The 24,397-nt window shown below is 50.7% G+C and carries 15 protein-coding genes; 11 read left to right on the top strand and 4 right to left on the bottom strand.

The features are described 5' to 3' along the window. Positions 1-220: 220 nt before the first annotated feature. The 7 genes from H6F75_RS27445 (at position 221) to H6F75_RS27415 (ending at position 9,691) form a co-directional block, all read left to right on the top strand. A complete protein-coding gene (locus H6F75_RS27445) occupies positions 221-2,227 on the top strand; it encodes a pentapeptide repeat-containing protein (RefSeq protein ID WP_242020403.1) in 2,007 nt (668 codons plus the stop codon). 180 nt (positions 2,228-2,407) lie between these two features. Further along, positions 2,408-2,689, top strand: coding sequence for a hypothetical protein (locus tag H6F75_RS27440; RefSeq protein WP_190756541.1), 282 nt, complete (start codon positions 2,408-2,410; stop codon positions 2,687-2,689). Between the two features lie 125 nt (positions 2,690-2,814). Next, a complete protein-coding gene (locus H6F75_RS27435) occupies positions 2,815-3,621 on the top strand; it encodes a hypothetical protein (RefSeq protein WP_190756539.1) in 807 nt (268 codons plus the stop codon). Between the two features lie 72 nt (positions 3,622-3,693). Further along, the gene (locus tag H6F75_RS27430; RefSeq protein WP_190756537.1) at positions 3,694-5,991 is read left to right on the top strand and encodes a pentapeptide repeat-containing protein; all 2,298 of its coding nucleotides are present in this window, start codon (positions 3,694-3,696) and stop codon (positions 5,989-5,991) included. Positions 5,992-6,552: 561 nt separating this feature from the next. Beyond that, positions 6,553-6,897 carry a translesion error-prone DNA polymerase V autoproteolytic subunit gene (umuD, locus tag H6F75_RS27425; protein ID WP_242020397.1) on the top strand — a complete coding sequence of 115 codons (345 nt, stop codon included), beginning with the start codon at positions 6,553-6,555 and terminating at the stop codon, positions 6,895-6,897. Positions 6,898-6,922: 25 nt separating this feature from the next. Then, the gene (locus H6F75_RS27420) at positions 6,923-8,164 is read left to right on the top strand and encodes a Y-family DNA polymerase (protein ID WP_190756535.1); all 1,242 of its coding nucleotides are present in this window, start codon (positions 6,923-6,925) and stop codon (positions 8,162-8,164) included. A gap of 63 nt (positions 8,165-8,227) precedes the next feature. After that, entirely contained in the window at positions 8,228-9,691 is a 1,464-nt protein-coding gene (locus H6F75_RS27415; RefSeq protein ID WP_242020396.1) for a pentapeptide repeat-containing protein, read from the top strand. Between the two features lie 609 nt (positions 9,692-10,300). Here the strand turns inward: H6F75_RS27415 and H6F75_RS27410 are convergent. From H6F75_RS27410 to H6F75_RS27400, 3 genes are all read right to left on the bottom strand, one after another. After that, entirely contained in the window at positions 10,301-10,552 is a 252-nt protein-coding gene (locus tag H6F75_RS27410) for a hypothetical protein (protein ID WP_190756533.1), read from the bottom strand. A 56-nt stretch (positions 10,553-10,608) separates the two neighbouring features. Continuing rightward, complete coding sequence (locus H6F75_RS27405; RefSeq protein WP_190756531.1) at positions 10,609-12,465, bottom strand: hypothetical protein; 1,857 nt, start codon at positions 12,463-12,465, stop codon at positions 10,609-10,611. A gap of 434 nt (positions 12,466-12,899) precedes the next feature. Beyond that, on the bottom strand, positions 12,900-13,361 hold the full coding sequence (locus H6F75_RS27400) for a hypothetical protein (RefSeq protein ID WP_190756529.1): 462 nt from the start codon (positions 13,359-13,361) through the stop codon (positions 12,900-12,902). A 576-nt stretch (positions 13,362-13,937) separates the two neighbouring features. Between H6F75_RS27400 and H6F75_RS27395 the strand changes: the two genes are divergently transcribed. The 3 genes from H6F75_RS27395 to H6F75_RS27385 all read left to right on the top strand — a co-directional run bounded on the left by H6F75_RS27395 (position 13,938) and on the right by H6F75_RS27385 (position 18,959). Then, positions 13,938-15,929 (top strand): hypothetical protein, encoded by a 1,992-nt coding sequence (locus H6F75_RS27395; protein WP_190756527.1) that lies wholly within the window; start codon positions 13,938-13,940, stop codon positions 15,927-15,929. A 713-nt stretch (positions 15,930-16,642) separates the two neighbouring features. After that, positions 16,643-17,161 (top strand): hypothetical protein, encoded by a 519-nt coding sequence (locus tag H6F75_RS27390; RefSeq protein ID WP_190756525.1) that lies wholly within the window; start codon positions 16,643-16,645, stop codon positions 17,159-17,161. A gap of 31 nt (positions 17,162-17,192) precedes the next feature. Continuing rightward, complete coding sequence (locus H6F75_RS27385) at positions 17,193-18,959, top strand: AAA family ATPase (protein WP_190756523.1); 1,767 nt, start codon at positions 17,193-17,195, stop codon at positions 18,957-18,959. Positions 18,960-19,612: 653 nt separating this feature from the next. Here the strand turns inward: H6F75_RS27385 and H6F75_RS27380 are convergent. Further along, positions 19,613-23,221 carry a WD40 repeat domain-containing protein gene (locus tag H6F75_RS27380; RefSeq protein WP_190756521.1) on the bottom strand — a complete coding sequence of 1,203 codons (3,609 nt, stop codon included), beginning with the start codon at positions 23,219-23,221 and terminating at the stop codon, positions 19,613-19,615. Between the two features lie 752 nt (positions 23,222-23,973). On the opposite strand from H6F75_RS27380, the gene H6F75_RS27375 reads away from it, so the two are divergent. After that, positions 23,974-24,397: RICIN domain-containing protein (locus H6F75_RS27375; RefSeq protein ID WP_190756519.1), on the top strand; the 424-nt coding region annotated here is incomplete at its 3' end.

Below are 24,397 nucleotides of genomic sequence, written 5' to 3'. Positions count from 1 at the left end.
GCTGTTCTATATAAAAATGAGTTTTACTTTTAATTGGTAATTAACTTTCTTAATACAAGACTCAATCTCAATGATGTTCATTCTAGTTGTTCCTTATGGGAATTAGGAAAGAGGGCTAAAGCATCAAATTGGCTGACAATTTATGCAATTTCTTGTATCAAAGTTAAATGTGTCAACGATAAGAGCTTAAGGAAAGTCGAAGGCTGATGACTTGAAAGATATGACGGGCTTTAATATTAAAAGTATTTCCTTTGCAGGTAAGAACCTGGTGGACGAGAAGTTCATTAAAGCAAGAGCAGGGATAAAACGTCCAATATACTTTCTTTGGATAATCACACTGTTTTTTTCATCTGCTTTATTGGGCGCTCTATTTCAGATAGGATTAGCGGCAGCAATTCCAAATCTTAGTTCCGAGCCAATCGATGCCTCAATCTTCTTTATTTTAATAATTACTCTTACTCTTACAACCTTCATTCGCGGCTTTCCAGCCGCGATGGTAACATCTTTACTCTTAGTAATTCTTTTTATTTTTCTCTCTACTATTCTTCTTGCTTCAGGCGTGCCGAACGCAGATCATTTTTTAGAAGGAGCCTTGACTGGACTAATCATACTTACTGTTTTGGGATTTGGCATTTTTTCTCTTGCAGTAACTGTAACTACCGCTAGTATATTGACTAGAAACTGGGCGGCCTCAGGAATTACATTTTCTGCTGTGGCTAGCGCTGTATTAACACGTAATATTCATCTAATTAGCATAGAAGCTCAAGCCGGAGTCATCATATCTTTAGCGGCAATATCTACAAGTGTTTATATTTCTGTAAGAGCCTTATCTGGGGATGAGACAGCGTTCCTTGTTCGCAAAATCTCTATTGCCCTTGCTGCGGTGGGAGGAACATCTTTCAAAAGCGCAAACCTTACGAATGCTGATTTCACCCAGGCCATTCTTAAAAACACCGACTTTAGAAATGCAAACTTGACACAAACTCGCTGGCATAGAGCAAAAGGACTAGAATTCGCTCGGCTAGGAAACACCTATTTGTCAGATCCAAAGATTCAAAAACTAGTAGTTGAGCTTGATGGACAATCTCAAAACTTTGATGGCTTGAATCTGATGGGAGTCAATCTTCAGAAAGCTAATCTCAAAAATGCCAGTTTCATTGGTACAAATCTAAACCAAGCAAACTTGAGATATGCAGATCTGTCGAATGCAATCCTGAGACAAGCTCAGTTGGAAAATGCCGATCTAAGAGGCGCAACTCTTACTGGAGCATGTATAGCAGACTGGCAAATTGGAAGTTCAACGAAGTTAGATAAAATCAATTGTGATTACGTTTTTCGAACTCTGAACGGGAATGAATTTTCTGCTCGCCTTCCCGTAGCCCCGAGTAGCACCTTTGCTCCTGGTGAGTTCACTCAGCGGTTCCAAATCTTAGCGAGTGCTCTCGAAACTATTGACCTGACGTTTACTGAAGGGATTGACTGGAAGGCGTTCTTTGCTTCATTTCAGGAGGTGCGATCGCAACACCCCAACAGTGACCTCTCTGTTCAGGGGTTGGAGAAAAAGGCAGAGGGCTTTGTGGTGCGGCTAGAGGTAAATCAGGAAGCTGACAAGGCCACTATTGAGACTCAGGTAAAACAGCGCTATTCAGAGCATCTTCAGCTAATAGAAATTCAGTATCGGCAGCAGCTCCACGCTAAGGACAGAGAGATCGAGATTTACAAACAGCAAAGTACTGACTTGCTTGAATTGGCTAAGCTAGCAGCGAGTAGACCCATCAAAGCAGAGGCAACCGCAATGGTAAACAACACCGAAGGCCCAAAATACAACCTCCAGGGCGCTCAGTTCGCCGGGGGCTTTGCTGAGACAGTAGAGGGTAACCAAATTGGCGGCGTCATCAACAACTATGGAGCCAGCCTCGAAGAGATCACCGACCTAATCGCAGCCCTACGTGAACAGGTTCAGACCTTTCCCCCAGAACAAAAAGACAATGCCCTCGACTTGATCGATGACATAGAAACCGATCTGAAGAAGCCTGAGCCAGACCCAGGCCGACTGGGGCGCAAGTTGAAACAGCTCGCTGCTGCTGGAACCGCCGCTGTTACCATTGCTGGCGGGGCAGCTACCTTCTCCGGCAACCTGAATGACTTCACTGGCAACGTGCTGGACCTAACCAACAAACTGGGTGTGCCAATCGAGCTAGTTCAGCCCAGCCAGGGAACCCCATAGCCCCAAAGCAGGAAAAAGTGTGACAGTTTGCTGTGCCAATCCACTAACTGCTCTCACACCAAAGGGATCAGCTGGCTGCTTTGCCGATAATTGGGCAGACCAGCAACCCCTGCTGCATTGAGGAAACGGCCATGCTGCACTGCCTCCTGCAACACCTAAGTCTTGTTCTTCTGACCCTGCGTGGATGGTGCCGGGAACAATGCTCAATATGTTTGCCCCTTTTTGCAGGCGGCACAGCCAGCTTGTGCGGCAAGCAGCGGCAATGCAGTTTTAACTGAGTACCGTGAGCTGCTGGCCGAGTACCGCCGACAGCTAGACGCCCAGCGCCAGCAGATCGAAGCATTGCAAACCATCATCCAAACCCTGAGCGAAACCCATGGCCCCAGGTATGACCTACGGGGTGCCCAATTCGCTGGCGGATTTGCAGAAACTGTTGAAGGCGACCAGATTGGTAGCTCCTAAACGCTCTAACTCCCTGTAGCAGCCATATCGTCTTCGGGCGATTGCGCTATGGGGAGTCTTTTTGCCTAAATCAGCCAGAGTATGATTGGGAGCAACGAAGAGTCTCAGCGGGGCAAAGAGAACTGATGACCGAGGCCAAACACCAGCTGTCGCCAGGCGAGCGGCTCACCCTGATCAAGACGCTGAATGCGCTTCCAGGCCCACAGTTTGATGAACTGATCTTCGCCCTTAACCCTCCCCCCGGCAATATCCCCAGTAACTCAGCCCCCCAAGGCGATCGCAGCGCATACCTTTTACAGTGGGTAGAAAGCCCCATTGGTCCTGGTTTAGCTGACCTAAAGGCTGTTCTGTCCAGCTTTCTCAGCTCTACAGGCACAGCCACATCACAACAAGCACCCCAGCAGCAGACCGTTGAAGCGTTGCTAGACATCATTAAAGCCCTGAGCCAGAACCAGGCTCCTAAGTATGACCTACGGGGTGCCCAATTCGCTGGGGGCTTTGCGGAGACTGTGCAGGGGAACCAGATTGGTGGCACTGTTCAGAACTTCCATGGTCCCGTTGGCAATGTCGCGGGCGCTAACTACGGCTCGATGACCGCCCACATCAACCAGAACAGCAACGACATTACCTACCTGCTGACAGCCTTACGTGAGGCGGCCCAGCAGTTCCCTGAGGAGCAGAAGGACGAGGCACTGATGGAGCTGGATGATTTGGAATCTGATTTGAAGGCCCCAAAGAAGCAAGAACCGAAGCGGATTGGGAAACGGCTACAACGCCTGATTGCAATGGGAACGGCGGCGAAGACGTTGGCCAGTGGGGCAGCAACATTCTCGGGGGACATTAATGAGTTCATAGGAAATGTGATGGAGCTAGCAGAGAAAGTAGGACTGTCGCAAGATGCAGTGCAGCTACAAAAAGAGATTACAGACTAAATAATGAAGGATTGTACGCCACCAAAGTAGTGACATATTCTCGCTCTAATTTTCTTATGCAATAAACTTTGTATGGCAAACAAGCAACATATCTCGATCCTCAACCAAGGTGTAGAGACTTGGAACAACTGGCGTCGTGAAAATCCTGATGAAATCCCCGACGTTAGTGGGTGGAAATTTATCAGGGGGAAAAATTTATCACGAATCAATCTATCAGGAGCAAACATTAAGGGAACGAACTTTTCGTTCACAATCCTAGAAGGCGCAGACTTTAGGGAAGCGAAAACTGGCATATCACTATTCTGGTCTCTATATTTTTTATTACTATCACTACTAACAGCTATAGTATTTTCAATACTCTCTATTTTATCCATCTATTCTATAATCAAATTCACAATACTACTCTACTATTTTAATATCATCACAATAGGAATATTCCTATTCATACTTTTTGTCTATTGTGCTTCAAGCAAGAAAGGTCATCTTAATTACATCACAAAAATATCTTTTTTAGTACCGTTATTTTTATTTTTATTTCTATCAATTAGCCCTTTCATAATAAGCAAAGCCGTTGGCAATGACTTAATTGCAGCAAGCATAACACTCTTTGTATTTGCAAATATAATTTCTTTTTTCAACGTAAGTATCACAATTTTTCTGTTTTTAATTAACGCACTTATAGGCTCTATACCTCTCGACGAATTTGAAAACAGGCAAATCTTAGACTTTATTTTTGAGATTCTGAAATCATTAATTTGCCAATCGGCAACGCGTTTTTACGGAGCTGACTTAACTGAAGCTGACTTTAGTTTTTCTGACTTAAAATTTTCCGATTTGAGACATTCAATTCTTACCCGAACTAAATTCATCAACTCTCAAAATCTTTACTGGACAAACAACAGGAATCCTACCTTAAAGGATCAAATTGCACGTCTTTTAATCACTCAGCAGGATATTAAAGCATTAGACAAATACAACGAATTTATCTACCCTGAAATTCAAAAGAATAGACATTTTACTCCCGATGAGCTAAAAAATTGGCAGAAAAAGTATGATATAGATTTTTCACTTGACGTACAGTACAATTTAACGAACATAAATTTATCTGGAGCTTATTTAAGGGGAGCAAATCTTGCAGGTGCTTATTTAGAGGGAGCAAACCTAAGCGAAGCAGATTTAAGCGGAGCCAACCTAAGCGAGGCTAATCTAAGCGAAGCAAATCTTAAAAAAACAAATTTGTCTAGAGCTTCTCTGAATAGGACAAACTTTAGTAAAGCCAATCTAAGTGACTGTGATTTATCACATGCAGATCTTAGATCTGTAATATTGAACGAGGCTAATCTTAGAAACGCCAAGTTAAGAGAAGCAAATCTTTTTAATTTACGCCTTAATTTCTTGAATATTAGCAATGCTGATTTGTTTGGTTCAAATTTTGCCAGAGTTCAAGCGTTAAACACTAACTTCAAAGATTCTATATTTACTGGTACATGTATCCAGGATTGGAACATCAATAGATACACAAATCTAGATGGAATTCAATGCGAGTTTTTTTATCAGTCTTACCTGGAAAATGATGATGGGAAATATTATTTTCAGGATCGTCGTCCTATCAACAATCAAGCGTTTTTCATATCCGATGAATTCACTATTTTAATGAGGAAGTCTTTAGAAACAATAGACATAATATTTAAAGATAGAATAAATTGGAAGGCATTTTCAAGTTCTTTTCAAGAATTACGGGATCAATACTCAGATCACCACATTGGTGTTCAGGGCATAGAGGAAAAAGGCGATGACTTTGTTGTAAGACTAGATATTGAGACTGAGGCTAGCGGAGCAGAGTTAGAACAGCTTAAAGGGGAAGTTGAAGCAGCCCAACAAGCCCTTTATTACAACCAGTCTCTCCTGATGATGCAACAGGGACAGATTGAAGTCTATAAAAGTAACATGATGGAAGTCGTTAAAATCTTAGCAGCGACGCCTAAGGTAAACCAAAACTTTCACGGTCCTACTGGCAACGTTGCGGGTACCAACACCGGCTCGATGACCGCCTCCATCAACCAGAACAGCAACGACATCAGCCGACTGCTAACGGCACTGCGGAATGCAGCCCAGCAGTTCCCTGAGGCCCAGAAGGACGAGGCACTAATGGAGCTGGATGATCTGGAATCAGACTTGAATGCCCCAGAGAAGCGGAAGCCGAAGCGGATTGGGAAGCGGCTACAACGGCTATTGGCGACGAGGACGGCAGCAGCCACCTTTGCCGGTGGGGCAGCGATTCTCTCGGGGGATATCAATGAGTTCACAGGCAATGTGCTAGAGCTGGCAGAAAGGGTTGGACTATCGCAAGATGCCGTACAGCCGAACTAAGAAAATTCTAAGACCCCCTGTTAAATCTACATCTATAGGCCCGTTAATTGGTTTAGAGCAATTCTGACCTGACTTCTTGAACTACACAAAAGCGACATGATGCGATCGCATCCTTGTCACATCAGCCTTGTAGTGTTCGGATGGGTCGATCCGTCTTTTTCGCATTCCCGAATACCTCTAGCACTGCATGGGAACCATTTACCATGGACAGCTTCTATCGGCCTGGATTTTCAGCTTTTTACTCACCCTGGCATAGGTACTGTAGTCGAGACAATTACACCATCGCAGAGAGGACGAGTGAGGTACTTATCTTCCTACTGGCCAGCTCGGCTCCACCAGGGAACTCCGCTCACCCAGCTCACCCCAGAGCAAACCGTTGTAGTGCTGGGACGGGAAGGCATGACCCTTCTGATTGGCTTGGAGCAAAGTGACAACTGTATAGTTCAAGCGTACTATTTAGCTTCGGTCAAGTTCTTGAAGGGTTCATTCCCCCATGCACCGCGAGTTTGAGCAGGTAAGGCGTGCCATCTACCACGGCAATCGTCTGAGGAGTTCCCTGCTTTGTTTATCGTCACCATCCCCGCTGGCTTTCCGTCGCCAGCAGAAGATTACGTCGAGGGGCCACTTGATCTAAACCGCCATCTAATCCCCCATCCCGCCGCTACCTTCTTTGTCAGGGTCAGCGGCGACTCCATGATTGGCGCAGGCATCCACAGCGGTGACCTGCTGATCGTGGATCGGTCTGTCACTGCAATCCATAACAAAGTCATCATCGCGGTGCTGAATGGTGACCTGACAGTTAAGCGGCTCTACCGAGTCGGGGGCATCCTGCGGCTGATGCCGGAGAACACAGCCTATCCCCCAATCGAATTTACCCAGGCACTGACTTTGAGGTGTGGGGCGTAGTGACGAAGGTAATCCACTTCCTCTGATGCCTCCCTGGATCGCCTTGGTAGACTGCAACAACTTCTACGTGTCCTGCGAGCGGGTATTCGATCCTCGCTTGCGGGATAAGCCAGTGGTGGTGCTCTCTAATAACGATGGTTGCGTGGTGGCCCGATCCAATGAGGTCAAGACCCTGGGCATTCCGATGGGTGCGCCGGTCTTTAAGCTGCGATCGCAGATTCAGGCCCACAACATCCAGGTCTATTCCTCCAACTACACCCTCTACGGCGACCTGTCGCGGCGGGTGATGCAGACCCTAGAGCAGTTCACGCCGGAAGTGGAGGTCTACTCCATTGATGAAGCGTTCCTGGGGCTCTCAGGGGATGTGGACGCGATCGCCACGCAGCTGCGGCAAACGGTGCAGCAGTGGACTGGCATACCTGTCTCGGTGGGGGTGGCCCCGACTAAAACCCTAGCTAAGGTAGCTAACCACATCGCCACAAAGAGCACCGGCGTCTGTGTCCTAGAAACCCCCTCGACGGTGCTGGCAGATCTGCCGGTGGGAGAGCTTTGGGGCATCGGTCACCGGCTCAGCGACCGCCTCCATCAGCAAGGTATTGAGACAGCTCTCCAGCTACGGGATGTAGAGCTGAGCTGGGTACGGCAGCAGATGGGCGTTGTTGGGGTGCGCCTGGTGCAAGAGCTACGGGGAATCTCCTGCCTGCCGCTAGATCTGTGCCCGGCCCCGCGCAAGAGCTGCTGTATGTCGCGGTCCTTTGGCAGACCAGTGACGGCGATCGCTGAGCTGAAAGAGGCGGTGGCCACTTATGCCGCGCGGGCTGCTGCCAAGGTCAGGCGAGATGAGCTGAAGGCCGGTGTCGTGACCGTCTTCATCACGACCAACCGCTTCAAGCCCAGTGAACCGCAGTATTCCAACTCTGCCGTGGTGCAGCTGCCCCAACCGGAGAATGACATGTTCACGCTAGTGCAGGCAGCGCTAAGAGCGGTGGAATGGCTTTACCGGCCTGGGTATCAGTACAAGAAAGCAGGGGTGTTGCTGACGGAGTTAAGCCCGGCCTCTGTGGTGCAGACAGACCTATTCAGCAACCTGGCCCAGCAGGAGAAGCGGGAGGCGCTGATGCGGACGGTGGATAGCCTGAATCGGCAGTTTGGGGTCGGGACAGTGTTCTATGCGGCTGAGGGAATTGAGAAGGGGTGGCAGATGCGGACAATGCTGAGGTCCCCAGGGTATACAACTCGGTGGGGGGATCTGCTGTTGGTGAGGTAAGGGGTAGCTGCGACCGCCCCCAGACTGCCCAGAGTATGATGGGCTCGAAACATCCAGACTGGCATGGTGGAGACAACCTCGGTGCGTGAAGAGAAGCCGAAGCTATCAGCAAAGGAGAGGCTGTGCCTAATTCAGACCATCAACGCGCTGCCACCATCCCAGTTCGATGAGCTTGTCTTTGCGCTAGATCCTCCCAAAGGGATTGTTGCCTCAAGCACCGCTCCCCAAGGGCAAAGGAGTAAGGAGTTGCTGGGTTGGTTAGAGGGCTCCAGCGGCCCTGGCCTGGCAGCAGTTGACGATGTTCTACAGATTCTCATTCCAAAGGCAACAAAAACAGCACCACCGCCTGTAGCTTTCGTCATAAGCGGCAAAACCAGCAGCTCGACTACCGCTGAACTTCAGGCCTTTGTAAAGCTACTCAGGAAAAAGACCGGAGACGATTCCATAGACATTGCATTTTTTCGGGAGGGCAGCATTAGAGTCATTTTAAATGGCTCACCAGAGGGGCTCACCAACCTCCAAGAGATGTTTGAGGCTGGGCAGCTTGAGCGGCTGGATATCCCTCCAGTAGAAGCAGTAGCCCCTGTTGACACTGACACTCAGGATGCTCGTAAGGCTCGACTCATTCAAACATTGAGGCTTCGAGGGCAATCTGTAAAAACCAAAAAGGTTCTCGAATCCGCCCACACCTTCACCATCGCAATCCTCAGTGCCCTTGACCGCACCCTCGACCGCGCCCGCACCCGCGTCAGCGCCCGCGCCCGCGTCAGTGCCCGCGTCCGTGTCAGCGCCCGCGTCCGCGCCGTCCTCCGAACGATCGCCATCCTTAGCGCGATCGCCATCTTCAGCACATTCCCCTCCGTCTTCGTCATCCTCAGCACCTCCGACCGCATCATCCTTATTGCAATCCTCATCGCCTTCATCGCCTTCCTCAGCACCTTTGCCCTCGTCGAAGTCCTCGCTCGCAACCTCGAACTCGAACTCACCCGCGCCCGCGAACTCGAACTCGACATTAACCGCATCCGCACCCGCGCCCGCGAACTCGAACTCGACATTAACCGCGCCCGCACCCGCGCCCGCGAACTCGAACTCGACATTAACCGCGCCCGCGAACTCAATACTACCCGCACCCATGACAGCGCCTTCGCCTTCGCCTTCGTCTTCGCCATCCGCGCCCGCGCATGCGACCTCACCCAAGACCTCGAAGTCACCCGCACCCGCACCCGTGACTTCAACATTACCCGCGCCCATGACAACGCCATTGCCATCGTCAAAGCCTTTGACCACAACTTCAGCCTTAGCAAAGCCGACCTTAGCGAAGCCGACCTTAGCGGGGCAAATCTCCGAGATACCAACTTGATAGGAGTTGACTTAACAGGAGCAGACCTTACCCACGCTGATTTAACAAGGACCATTTTCGGAGACAACCCAAGGCTCACAGAAGCGGATAAACGCGACCTGCAAAGCCGTGGAGCTCTCTTCCTAAACTCTCCTAGCTCAGACGTTCCCGCCCTGGTGCTGCGCTAGCAAATCCACTACCTCTTAGTCTTCACCCCCGCGATCACACTCAGAACCACCGCCACCGGCTGCCGCTCCGCAATCATCTTCTGCACCCGCGCGATCGCCCCACCGGCACATAAACCTGATGCCGTTGGTACTTGGCCTGGCCGTCCCGCTTCACCGCCTCATCCCAGCAGCAGAAATAGCTTGTTGTAAGTTTCTCGCGCTTGGTATTCCCCTGCCTCTCTTTTATCCACCCAACGGCCTTCCGCTTGGGGCTGTGAGGGCGTTTACTGGGCTGGGCGACAAAAGGTACGTTCGGGGTCACTTCCGGCAGTTCTAGGGCCATCTGAGCGAAGGTAGACGATCGCACCTCATTTCCCCTAAAACAAACCGGCTCCGGCCGAGGTCACCCTGGGTTCTCCAGCCAGTAGGGTTTGACCTCCGGCAGCCGGGCCAGCTGTATCCCTTTGAGCGTTGCCCTTTTGCCCTCAAAAAAATACAGGGTGTTTACCCCCTAAGCGTCAGCGCCTTAAATCTGCTGAGGTACAGCGGTTAGAAGTCAGGGGGTTTTGGTGTTACCGTTGGGCACCTCAATTCCAGAAATAGCTATTTCTGGAATTGAGGTGCTTCTTCCTAATCCACAAACAGAGCGACATAGCCTCGCCGTTGTCGTTGCTGATTAATAAGCTCAAAGCGGGTGCATGCCTCCTCATAGCTGAAATAAGCTTCTTCCCTCAACCGGCGGCGACCCACCCACAAGCCACCCCACTCAGAGATCATGAGCCAAGTGCCGAAGAGGTCTTGCTCTACCCGGCAAATGTAGTAGCGACTATCCTTTTGCCATCTCTGGCTGCGCCAGCGCTCCAGGTCGTAGGTTAACGTCATCTTGCCGCCTCCCCATTTGTTGGAATCCTTCTAGCCTTTGCGTCTAAAGCTTTTTACTAAGCAGACGAGATCTGGCGAGAGCTAGGTTTGGTTTCGCATAGCCCCTGTTGCTCCCTCACGCGTTGCAGCGTTCGCAGCTGCTCTGTAAGCTGCTTTGGCGTATCAGCAGTAACCTCTGCTCCTGGCACCAACGCCAGCTGAGTCAACCTATAGGATTCAGTAAGTCCCTTCGTCGCGAGGGAACTTACCCCCTCGGCTAATCGAGGAAATGCGGTCCGACCGGCCAGCCGGACCGCCTCCCGGCGACGATAAGAGATCACTGTTTCCACGAGCAAGGTTACCGGAGGCTTTAGGGGCATCCTAGGGAGGTGGTCAGCCCCCTTATCGGGCTCAAATTTTATTTTTTTCGGGACGAGGTGTTCTTTAAAGCCTTGAAAGCATTGTTTTCTGGTTGAAGAAAATGGATCTCTCAAGCTAAAACTAACTTTCTGATCCTCCTGATCAACTAGGACAGGGGGAGCAAGCTTCATTAGGGGGCGGGTGTAAAATTTCTCGAAACCCTTGTTTAGCAAAGGTTTGAGGCCATCTTCTGAAAAATAGGCTGAAAAGGGCGCAAATTCCTTGGTACTCATCTCCGATGAGGCAGCCTCTTGAGCCTGTGGCTCAAGGACAGCAGAAGTGGCGGCAACCAAAAATTTGGGGTGCCAACGCTGTTTGTACCCGTCTTTGTAGAGAGTCTTGCTGCTAATCCCGGCTTCTTGCTCAAGTATCTTCGCTCGCTCAGTAATCGTTTCAGGAAAACGGTTCTCCTGCCGCAGTCGGTTGACAGCCGTAGTCAACCTTTTCAACGCCTCTGCAGCCTTGAGTAAGTTTTTATTGACCTCAGATTCCTCTCCATCTGGTCGTTGAGTGTTTCCCTGGTAAGGTTTGTAAAGTTTCTCTGCCGACCTTGCCCAGTCTCTGGCCCGCTTCTCAATCTCGTGTTGATGACCACAATGCTTTGCATAACCGGGGCTTCTGCGAACCCGATCAACAATATACTGAACTAACGCTGACCCAGTTAAGCCTCGACAAGTCCGGCCAAACCATGCGAATCGGCCAAGCAAGTAGTTGGTTTGCCCTGGGCCCGTCCAACCTTCTCCAGTATCAACTGCAGTTTGAACAGTCTGCTTTGAGCGCCAGAAAGACGACGAGTGCTGAGATTTACGTTCCTGGTCAAATAGCTCGCGCTCTGTAGCCAGTGCCTCGTTAAGCGTTTCAATATCCTGACCTGCAGCCGCAGCAGTCCAGCGGTTACTAAAGACCTTCAAGTCGTTTCCAACAGGGTTGAAGTCGTCGTTTAACATAAAAGACCCAGAACCAGGCTGTAGCGGTAGCCGATGCGCTCTGTAGCGGCCTGGTTTGCCCTTATGGATGTACTTCTTGACGTTTGGGAAGATTTCTAAAACTCCCAATTCGATCACGAAACCTTGCCTCTGCAGCGTTGCCCTTAGCGCAACTGCAAGATTAAAGGTGCTGACTGGCTTGGGTAACGAAAGCCAGAGGTGTAGCCCTCCACTATTGCTAGAGCGAATCAAGACTGTCCGAACTATACCAATTGTTTCTAAGGCAGCCCTAATTCGCCTTATGCCTTCGGGGTTGCGGTAGAAGCTGTCAGTATCGATATCCAGCAGCGCGTAGTTGGTCTCTTTTCCAAAACTTACGCCAATGCTGTGTTTAGGGCTGCGCCAAAGCCGACACAATTCAGGCGGAGTCAACTGGTGACGCATGGTTCGCCACTGCGGCTTCTGACCTCGGCCAATCCCTTCAGATGCCTTAATCCAGTCCCAGCGATGCTGAAGAAACAGTTGCTGAATGATGGGAATGGGTGTATCGAGGCCTATGTTAGGCGAGGAGGAACTTGCTAGCGCCATCTATAAACACAGCCAAGTACTGGTGTTCTTATGGCAAGGTATTATAAGCCGTTGTTCTGAATTTGGCACTTCTAGCAAAGAAACTCACTGCATTGCCAAGCAAGTGGTACTGCTAAAGAAGCAGTACCACTTGCTTGGCAACGGGCATGCTCCGAAACTGGCTTTGGCGTGCTAGCCGCGCATTCCTTGGGGATGTGAATCATGCTCTATGTGCACCTCTGCAAGGCAGCGGCCGTGGCGCTCGACGACGTCAAACATTTGAGGATCGTTAGCTTTGGCAGCTAGCTGCTTCAATCTGCGCTTTGTGGTGGGTGTAAAGGATGAAAAAACTCCGTTGAGTGCAAAGACAGCAGTATGAGAGTGAAGCGCAAGAGTCTTTCCCTACCTCTGCAAATTTTGAGATATAGCTATATCTCAAAATTTACTTCGGTCCTCTATCCACGACGTCCTGGATAAGGACAACCATCTTCGTACAACTCAGCAAGACAGCGGCAGTGACGCTCCACCACATCAGACATGGATGGCTTGACCTCAGGCTCAGTAGCCTTGACTGCTAACTCCTGCAGTATGCGCTTGGTGTCGGGAGTAACGCATAAATTCAGTGCTTCCTTACGCTCTTCGTAGTAGATTGATTGTCCTCGCAAGGCTTTGCTGCCCTCACGCCTACTGCCATGGCCTAGAGGCCCTAAACCACACTGAATCTGGTTCATGGCCGTGGCAAACTCCTCAATAATCTCTGACATTGACGTCTTCCGCAGGTGAGCCACCAGGCCCAGATAGTAGCGAGAGCGGGGTGTCACGCTGAGGTTGAGGCGAATTTTTGCCTCTTTATACTGAGTGGGACGCCCTCGCCGAGCGACGCCTTGAGTCGTTGACTTGATACCGGAGCCAGACATGAGTTGTCTCTGTGACAGCTAGAACTAATAATAATGCCTAGTTCTGGGAATGGGGTGATGTATGAATGCTTGAAAAAAAGCCGCAATGGCTGAAGATTTAGAAATTAGTGCACCTTCAACCTGAAAGGCAATTCACACATAGCTTTAGCTTATACGCAACAAATTGCCTTGCTTAGGGTGTTATTTGGGTCAATAAGGCTTATAACACCTTCTGAAGTTTATTTTTAATATGTGAAAGTAGCTAGCTCCCTTTATTTAAGACCTTATTTTTGCTGATCAATCTATAATTTATTCTCCGAAATGCCTGATTAGTAAAGATTGTAGAGCTAAAAAGTAATTATTTATGTCAAACGTTAAAAATAATAAAGCTGAAAAAACTCGTGGTAAAACTCAAAATCTTTTAGGGAAAAAGGCTTAGCTAATGCGCAATATATCAGTCTTACAACGAGAGAAAGACAAATAGACTAGTGCTAATGTATTATAAGGAGGTAGTGCAGCGGTGTCGCCTACATAAGTAAGGCTAATAACTCAGCTCGTGCGCATGTAAATCTCAGACCTACAGATAGGATTCTTGAAGTGAAAAACCAATATCACCTTGAAAAGGGCAGGAGTTTCGGTAGTGCTTTCCGGGCATACTTGGCGGACCTGGTGCGTCGGATGGATGTCGGCGATGTGTCTAGCAATGCAGTCTCGCTAGCTCGAACAGCGGTGTTAACCTACGCTGTACCTGGTTTAGGCGGGCCGGTTCGTGCGGGGAAACGGACGACGACTCGCGACATTGAGACGGCTACCGAATTCCTAGATTCTCTTTCTCTTGATCACGTTAGGAATGTGTCGCAGGCCCAAGACCGTTACTTCAAACAGGTACAAGTGCCTGCGGATGTGCGCAAGACGAACCGGTATCAGGCGAAGCTGTTCAGCAATTGGGTGACTGACCAAGGGCTGATCGTAGGGGATGGCCAGGAGACGAATGAGCCGGCCAAGCCGGCTGCAAAGATCTATCGTCACTCATCCCGTGATGCCCATGCTCAAGGCAAGCCCCGTACACGTGACATTAGGTTGACCGAGCGAATTCGACGCGATGATTTCGGTCTCCGTTCCGAAGAAGTCAATGCAGAATTGAGCCAACAGATGGCGGCCCTGGCTCAGTTTGAGAAGAATTATCTCGGTCACAGACTAGTAACAGTCAATAACTATGCGTCGTTTATCTACCGGGTTCTGGGGTGGCAGTATCACTTTAAGCGCGTTCCACTAGAGGAACTATCGCTCAAGGGCATTATCCCCTATGTCCCGCTTCGAGTCTCGCTGGAGGAGATTCAGACGAAACATTCTGATCCGGAAGAGGTGATGACTAAGTTTCTGCTTCGCCAGCAGATGGCTAAGCAAATGGCAGAACAAAAAGCTTTAGAGGCTGAGCGATTGATAGAAGATTACTGTGCCTTTTACCAGGACTCGCCACGGACGCAGGTCACAACGATACAGGCCCTAATTGTCGTCGCTAAATTCTTCTATTTTCGCGATACTGGGAATACAACCTCAAGGTCTGGGTATAGCGATATACCCATGGTTTGTCGGCTGCGGCAAAAAATGTCTGCCGTGAATAAGATATGTAAGTCAAAACCTAAGGCGATTCCCTATGCTAAGCGGAGTGTCCCTTGGGAGACCATCCCAGAAGTGTTTAAGAAGCAGCAGGAAAAGGTCGAGAATGCTTACTATTCTCAGGTATTTGAAAGGAAAAAAGGACCACCCAAAGTATCTAGACAACGTCGCGAGCCATCTGCGATCGCAGTTGATTTGCAGAAGTTGCTAGTTCTTGGATTTTTTTGCTTCCTCCCGCCAGATCGTAATAGAACGGTCTCAGAATTGGAGGTAAATCGTACTCTCGTACGTGGAACATTTAAGAATGGAATCCTGATTCCGATGGAGGATATGGCTTCTCCTGAAAAGGCTAAGTGGTTTATCAACCTGGGTCCTGAGGACTATAAAACGGGGCCGGTCTATCAAGAATACTGTGCGCCGGTAGACGATATTCAATTGACAAATGGAAAAACGTTCTATGGCTATATCCAGCTTTGGCTAGATGATTATCGCCCTTTGTTTAAGCCCAATCACAACCGACTGTTTGTTAAAGTTAAAACGACGATGGGGGCGACTCCTGGCGAGCCCATTACCTACCGAAATATGACGAGCTGGGTAAAGTACTTATTTGTGAAATACACAGGTGTTCCTGTTGTACCTCAGTCGCTTAGGAAAATGTATGTCACATTTTTGAAGAATTCTAATGCCTCAGAAGCTGAGCTTGAGGCTGCTGCTCGGGCCATGCATCACAGCCGCGCTATGCAAGCTGCACAGTATGATGAGCAAGAACTTCAGGACAAGTTAGCCCCTATCCTAGCATTCAACCAGCGATTGCTGTCACAGGCTTTCGATGCCTCGGATAAACAGGCCTTACCTCTGACGGCTGACGGTCAGCTCAAGTTATGCGACTTGTCCGATGGTCAACTCAAGGAGCTGATGCAATTTCTGCGTGCTGAACATCGGCGACGCAGTCAGGGAAAGGTTGCCTGATGCGTTGTTGGTTGAGTGGTGCTTGGCGAGAGTTATCAAAGTAAGTTCAAAAGCCAGCGTTGGGTTGGGGCTTGTGTACCCTAAGCAAATATGCTCTGTGACAGTGGCCACCTTGAGTGGCTTAAATGTGGCCTATATTAGCTTGTGCCAGTTCCCCCAACGCCTGATGTCTTCGTTCATTATTCTCTCTACCTTGAGTCTTAGCCCAGGGGCCTGAATTCAAGACCTGGCCAGTGTTTTAACCTAAATTTCGTCAATGGAGTGGTTGCGGCGCGGGGCAGCTAAACCAGGACTCAGAGTTATTTCACTGGGCGTCTTCCTTCGCAACCAACTCATGGTTCTGCCACAGGTGTTCCACTGAATATAGGGCTGCTTCGTCCGGTAATAATGTTTCAGCCGAATTGCATCGCGCACCTAGTCAAGCAAGCGCCTTGGTAGAGTTGAACCATCCATGAGTAATTCTATACTAGCCATAAGGGAATCTTAAGTTGTCTGTTCCCTCAGTCGTCAGAGATTTATACTGAAATTTTCTATATAAGATTCTATATTCGGCATTTATACTGAAAATTTTCCACCTGAGTTCCCTATGAAGGTGTTTAGGCAGACAGATTTCCACCTAAGATCCTGCATGGAAGCATTAGGCAGAAATTTTCCCTGTAAGTAAGAGTTAGACTTCATTGGGATGATCAGCAAGTCCAACAGGAGTAGGCATTATGAATGAAGAATTTGAAATCATACAGAGAGATTTTATGGAAAAACAAAGTGATTTACAAAAAACTGCTGACATCCTTTCTAAAACTGCTGAAGTAAAAGGGAGAGTGGCTGTAATTTCGAAAGTAATAACAATTGTTCTAGGAGCATTCATTGCTACTCAAGCTGTTGCTACCCAGCTTTATGGCAAGGCTAATCAGAACGTAAGTGTAATTTATTCAGTTGCTGGTCTCCTTGTAGCTACTATTGGGGGAGTTGAAGCAGCATTCAAAAACGAAACTAAGGCAGGTGAACTAAGCGTGCTTGCAGTTCAATGCCAATCCTCGATCTGGCAAATTAATACGGAATGGTCAAAGTCTGTTGAAATAGCCAAAGATGAAATTAAGATTCAAGCAGCAGTCAGTATTTTAGAGCGTCAAAGCACAACATTAGTAGATATACACTCACGTGCTGCACAAGCTGGCATTAATATCGCATTTGTGATTAGGGAATTGAAATTGGAAACTTGGCGTGATGCCTAACAAGTGCGTTGCAGCAGAATAAATACAGCTCTTGGGTAATTTAATAATATCCGCACCTGCTGAACGCAGCCGTTGGGCAAAAATCAGACGTGTTGAGGGGCTGACGACATTGATTCCCCGTGCTTGGATTGGACAGATCACCTTCAGCGACGGTACTTCGCTCCGGTTCAGCAAGAGCGACATCGTACTTATCGTCGGCCCAAACAACGCTGGGAAAAGCGCCGCCCTACGTGCGATCCGCGATAAGCTCTCGCAGAACTTGCGGAGTCCGGTGATCAGCGATGTTGACCCAACACGGGAGGGCACGCCCGATGAAGTCATCGACTGGCTGGAGTCGTTCACGCGGAAACACGATGCACAGGCTCCCGACCCCGTGTTTCAGGCGTTTGGTGTCGGTGTACAGGGCAGCCAGGCTCGCGGCTATTGGCAGCAAGGCAGCGCATTCCTTCAGAACCTGTCGCGCTTCTTTTGCCACCTTCTGACTGCTGACGAGAGACTTCTGGCGGCGAATCCGGCCCAGAGTATCGCCATCGTCCGCGAGCCGCCCGTCCATCCGGTACACTACCTGCTCCGCGACGATCGTCTGGAAGAGAAGCTCAGTGCGCAGTTCCGAAAAGCATTCGGGGTAGACCTAGTCGTCAATCGCGTCGCTGGAAGCCAGGTACCGCTTCACGTTGGGCTGCGTCCGACACCGTCCGAAGGCCAGGATCGACTTAGCTACGACTACGTGCAAGCGCTTGAGCAGCTTCCCCAGCTTCACCTACAGGGTGACGGCATGAGAAGCTTCGCCGGTGTGCTGCTCTACACCTCGGTCGGGCGCGAAAGCATTCTGCTCATTGACGAGCCAGAGGCCTTCCTCCACCCGCCACAAGCACGCCTGCTCGGCCGGATGCTGGTTGCGGACAAACCCGAGTTACGCCAGCTGTTCATCGCCACGCACAGCGGCGACATACTTCGGGGGGTCCTCGATGCTGGGAGCGCAAGTGTTCGCGTAGTGCGCATCCGCAGGAGCGGTGAGGTAAACAGGGTATGTCAGCTTGACAATGAGAAGATTGCAGAACTCTGGGGCGATCCTCTGCTTCGATACTCGAACATCCTCGACGGCCTGTTTCACGAGAAGGTGATTGTTTGCGAGGCTGACTCCGATGCGCGCTTCTACTCAGCCATTGCAGACGCCATCGTCGAGACCGCAGGGGCCGGTACTCGACGCCCTGACGTGATGTTCACCCACTGCGGAGGCAAGGACCGCCTCGCAGTCGTCGTGCGTGCACTTCGCGAGGTTGACGTGCCCGTGGCGGTGGCGGTGGACTTCGACGTCCTCAACAACGATCAACCCCTCAGGGCAATCGTCGAAGCCGCTGGCGGGGATTGGAGTGCTGTGCAGCCCAACTGGAACCAGGTAAAGGCAGCCGTGGACTCGAAAAAGTCCGAGTTGAGTGCTGACGAGGTTCGATCGGAGATCGAGGGCATCCTTTCTAGAGTCTCGGGAATGTCGTTCCCGAAGTCAGCGCGAGATGCCATTCAGAAGACGTTCCGTCGCTCATCGCCGTGGGCAACAGCTAAGGAGGTCGGACGGACATTCGTACCTGCTGGGCAGTCTACCCAAGCATACGAGCGTCTTCTCGCCACCCTTCAAGGTTGGGGGATCTTCGTGGTCGAAGTCGGAGAGCTGGAAAGTTTCGTGCGCAGCGTTGGAAACCACGGACCGAAGTGGGTGAACGAGGTGCTCAAGAAGGATCTCGGCAACGATTCGGAGCTTGAACCCGCTCGGCAGTACGTTGCGAAGCTGCTCGGGTAGCTGAGGGCTATTGTCCACTCGGACAACCGCCAGTTCCAAGTGAGGTGAACGGACTACACCGAGGGACGTGGCTAGTGTTGCCCAACGAGGTATTGCAGCTGGCAAAGCGGCTCGGCATCCCGGCGTAGCTCACAGGTCCAAGATAGCCGCATTGCAGCTGAACTTGAGCGTTAGACCTCCTGCAATCAACCTGTTCCCTGAAATATCAACTTTGAACGAGCAGAATGACGCTGCTGGGAGGTAGCTAAGGTGACATCGATTAAGCTGAGTGCCCAAAGGCCTTAACCTGCTGAAGGCTTGTGGGTCGAGTAGTTGCCTGCGCGCGCAATTAGCCAATCTGGCTCAACCCCACACCCGTACTCACAAAAGAGCTGCCAAGAGAGGCTGTGATGCTGCTTTGCGGCGCGGGGCAACTAGCCAATGCCACTGTATGGCTTGATCGGGTTTCTCCCAGGTGCCGAGCCCTTAGCTTTCCTTCCATTGGCCTGAAATGGTCTCAGGTGAATGGGAGGGTAAAGATAATTGGTGCGATCGCGGCTGGAGTTAAAGGGTTGGCTATACTCAGCGGGCCAGAGTCATGACGGCCAGCTATGGTTTTATGGGGCGACCATAGGCAAGAATTTTGGGGAGAAGACTACGCCCCTGAATATAGATTATGACCCATCATTATCCTTGCCACCTAAAGCTTTGAGGGTAGATTTTTGGGCTTCGGTGAGACCGATTGCACCTTCAAACCTCATGCCCTCGTAAGGGCGATCGCACTGCTGCGTCTTCAGACAGGCCCCTGTTTCAGCAGACCAATATCGAATTGTTTCATCTTGCCCCGCACTAAGCAAAATCGAGGACTCTAGGTCATATTGCAGTGACCAGACCCAACCTTGATGTCCGGTCAGCGTTGCCGTACAATAGCCTGTCTCTGGGTCCCAGACGTTGATGGTTTTGTCTGCACCACCGCTGTACAGGGTGCTGCCATTAGGGCTAAACGTTAGAGAGAGCACTGGGGCAGAATGGCTCGCTAGAGTTTTCTGCCTCTCGCCCGTAGCAATATTCCAAACCTGAATGGTGCCATCGTCGCCGCCAGTCACCAGATAGCGTGAGTCAGGACTAAAGGTGACGGCCCACACCCGGTTGAGATGGGCCTGCAAAGTGTGGCGACATTGGCCTGTCGGTACATCCCAAAGTTTTATGGTCTGGTTGTAGCCGCCGCTGACCAACCATTGACCGTCTGGGCTAAAGGCAACGGCTAAAACGGAACTGTTATGACCTTGGAGAGTTTGATGGCATTCCCCTGTAGTCACATTCCATAGTTTGACCGTTTGGTCGTAGCTAGCGCTGGCCAGCAGGTGCCCCTGGGGATGGAAGCCGATCCCCCAGACCCAACTTTGGTGTCCCTGGAGAGTTTGCAGCAGATGCCCAGTGTCGGAGTTCCACAGTTTGATGGTGCGATCGGTGCCCGCACTGGCCAGCAGATGCCCCGTGGGGCTGAAGTCTACCGAGAGCACCCGGCCTTGATGGCCCCGCAGCACCCGGAAAGGATCTGCCTGGGATGCTGTGGCGTCTGTTGCACGAGCAGTAGCGCCATTAAAGTCAAAGAGTTTGATGGTTTGATCTTCATGGGCGCTAGCTAGTAAACCCTGGGATGAATGTAGAGCGATCGCATAAATAGTATTGCTATAGCCTTGCAGAGTCTTGGTACAATAGCCGGTTTCTAGCTCCCAGAGGCGGGCGGTGTAGTCCTCTCCGCCGCTAGCCAACACCCGCTCCTGGGGGTGAAAGGCCACGGCCCAAACCAGGTTGGTATGCTTCTGAAGAGTTTGCCAGCAGTCGCCAGTGGTCATATCCCACAGCTTGATGGTCTGATCGTAGCTGGCGCTAGCCAAACACTTGCTATCGGCACTAAAGGCGACCGAGGTGACGGTTTTGTAATGCCCAGTCAGCGTATCTAAGCAAGCGCCAGTATTCACATCCCAGAGCTTGATGGTGTGGTCGAAGCTTGCGCTGGCTAGGGTTTCACCGTTAGGGCTGAGGGCGATCGCGCGAATCCAGCCCTGGTGCTCTTGCCACACCGAGCGGCAGGTGCCAGTGGTTAGATCCCAGGTTCTTACGGCGCTGTCTTCCCCAGCACTGAAGAGGGTTTGGCCATCGTGCTGAAATACTACGCTCCACACGCAAGCCTCATGGCCGTGCAACACCTGGCGGCATTCTCCCGTCGCCACCTCCCATATCCGTACGGTTTGGTCGCCGCTGGCGCTGGCCAGCAGGGTGCCATCGGGGCTAAAGGCAACGGCGGTGACAATGCCCCTATGCTCCGCCAAAATTCGCAGACATTCCCCTGAGTCCAGATCCCACAGCCGCACCTGGTGATCTTGGCCGCCGCTAGCCAGAATGGGGTGCACCGGGCTAAAGGCTACTTGCCAAACCCAGCTATTGTGCCCCTTAAAGAGTGCCAGCTGTTGGCCATCGACAATGCGCCACAGTTGAACGCCGCCCGTGGTGTCGCTGGCCGCCAGGGTTTGCCCATTGGGGCTAAAGGCCACCGAGGTGATACCCCCAAAGGTCGCGGCAAAGGCGCACTGGGCAAACTCCGCCGCTGCAAAATTAACCCGGTGCAGATTGATGTCTTGCAGATAGGCTTGACGAATGCTCAACCCCGAAAAGTCGTAGCCGGTGAGGTCGGTTTCGAGCTGGCGGTAGAGATTTAGCAGGGTGCCGCCACCATAGCCAGAGGCAGCGATAGGCTGGGTTTTGAGTTTAGCTAGGATGCGATCGAGCTTGTGCTCAACCTGTTTGCTCGACCCGAGGCGCAGAATGAGGCGATCGACCACGGGCTTCAAAATTAGCCGAATTTGGCTATCGCGAATGTAGTCTTTGACCTGGGCTTTGATCAGAGCATGACTGCTCAGCAGTTGAGGGGCCTCGGCCACAATTTCATCGCTTACCTGGTCAATCAACTGTTCAGTTAGGCATTCCATCACCACCGGCTGTAGGGTAAAGCCCGCTGCTGTGCACTCCAGCAGGCCGCGCCAGCGCAGCGACTCCAGCGACTCCAGCACCGTGCGCTGGGACACGGTGGGAATGATGTCGATGAGCAGTTGGTCGCAGGTGACCGGTTCGCGATTGACGGCGAGCCAGTACATGATCTGCTGCTCGGTGGGGGATAGGCGATCGCATTGCTGTTGCAGCAAAGTGCCCATACCGCTAAAGACGCTACTGCCTTGGGCCAGAAACCGGGTAATGCTGCCCGCAAACACATCGTTTATCGAAGTGGCCGCAATTTTGAGCGCTAGGGGGTTGCCCCGGTAGTGGGCTACCAGGCAATCGAGGTCTGGTGTGTCTGCCGCTAAGCCCTTGGCCGCAACTATCTGGCGGCCTGTGTAGGCATCGACCCCCAGTAGTGGCAGGGTACGCACGGGCAACAGTTCCCCTTCTTGGGTGGCGATCTCCTGGGGTTTTTCGCGGGTGGTGATGAGCACACAGCTCTGGTGGGCGATTTCGCCGAGCCGCTTGAGCAGTTCGCCGTAGTCTGCGTAGCCGCTGCGGTAGGTGCCCGCCCGCTGGGCTCCTTGCAGCACCGTCTCAAAGTTATCGAGCACCACCAGGGCGCGGGTGGTCCGCAGGTGCTCAATCAAGACAGAGATTTGGCCGCTAACGGTTTCGGGCAGAGGGCGGTCGCCCTGATCAGCTGGGGCCAAAAAGCGAATCAGCGCAGTTAATAGGTCGGCTAGGGGAGGTGCATCTCGTAGCGATCGCCAGATCACCGCCTCAAAGTCATCCTGCACCTGCTCGGCAAGCTTGACTGAAATCGAGGTTTTGCCCATGCCGCCCATGCCCAGCAGCGTCACCAGGCGGCAGCGCTGGCCTGCCCCATTTTCAACAGACTCGCCCACAATCCACCGCCGCAGGGTAGCTAGCTCCTCAGCGCGTCCGTAAAAAATAGAGACATCAATGGCATCACCCCAATCGACTCGCCGGGGTGTGGCGGTTGGGGTGAGCAGGTTTGGCCCTTCAGCCTTACACGCCTCACGTTTGAGCACGCCCTGGAGGTTAAGCTTGGTGACTTTGACCCCATACACCTCCGACAGAGTTTGCCACAGCTTAGCGCCAGTGTCTTTGATGTAGCCGGGGTCGTAGCCCGAAGTCCTAGCAATCTCGGTGTACGATCGCCCTTCCCACGCCTGACGAAAGACCAGAGCTTGAATTTTGGTGAGCTGGCCTTGGGCGATGACTTTTTCGACGAGGGTAATCGCTTCTTCAACGGTCATAAGGTTGTGTTTCAGGATAAGGAGTTACAACTTGGCATGCGGTGCTTAACTCTTTGCCACCATTCCCGGATGTGCTGAGGTTGTAGATACCGTGTTATTCACCGTCAAAACCGCAAAATCCTGACTGTTCCCTCATTAGAGAACGGTTTTTTGTCCGGCTCATTGCCGCTATACCAAACTTTCTAATTCTTCATCTGTCCTTTACCTGACTTTCTTATGACTTTTTGCCGACTGACAAGGGCAATCCCTTTGATTAAGATTCACCTATAGGTCGAGAAAAGCTTTTAAGATATTATTTCAATCAATATTAATTAGATTATTTAACAAGTCGAACTAGATTTTATTTGCGGTAATACAACTGGAAAGCCTGTTGTTTCTGTATTTTGCAGAGGGCATTCTCTACGACAACTCCTAATTACTCCGTCATAACCTTTGGGAGCACACCAGAATTATGAATTCTAAGCAAGCGATGGAATCTAACAACGCCCATGCACGCCAATCGCCGAGAGGTTACCTATAGGTGAAGATTATCGGCGGCGGGTGATGGGCAGTGTTAGACCGCTAGGTTAACTTTCAGGGCGCAATCGAAAAGTCATAGCTGGAGTGCGTTTCTAAAGGGATTATGCATCGCCTATCGTATGAAATCGCGAAATTGATGACGTAGCACATCTGACTTTGTCCGACTGACGAAGCAGGTGTATAGGGCTTAGCCTATATTTAGAAAAATCAATATTTTATGAAAGGATAATTGTATGAGATTCTCTGCCAAATTTCTGACTAGTTTGCTTCTCGTGCTCTCTGGTCTCACAGGTTCGCTTCTTTTTAGTAAACAACCAAGTGAGGCGCAAAGTACTCGTGGAAGATTTCTTGTAAATACACTATCTGGGAAGTGCATTGATGTAGATGGAATCCCAGGGACTAACAACGCAGCTAAGCTGCAACTCTTTGATTGTGAATTTTCTGGTCGAGATCCGTTTCAAGGTAGGACTACGGATCAACGTTGGGAATTAACCAGTGACGGATTTATCAGGAACACACTATCTGGGAAGTGCATTGATGTAGATGGAATCCCAGGGACTAACAACGCAGCTAAGCTGCAACTCTTTGATTGTGAATTTTCTGGTCGAGATCCGTTTCAAGGTAGGACTACGGATCAACGTTGGGAATTAACCAGTG

The sequence above is a fragment of the Nodosilinea sp. FACHB-131 genome (genome assembly GCF_014695395.1).
In the GTDB taxonomy this organism is placed as follows: Bacteria; Cyanobacteriota; Cyanobacteriia; order Phormidesmidales; family Phormidesmidaceae; genus Nodosilinea.
Note: the sequence above shows the minus strand (reverse complement) of the source record. Positions and strands in the feature narration are given on the sequence as shown.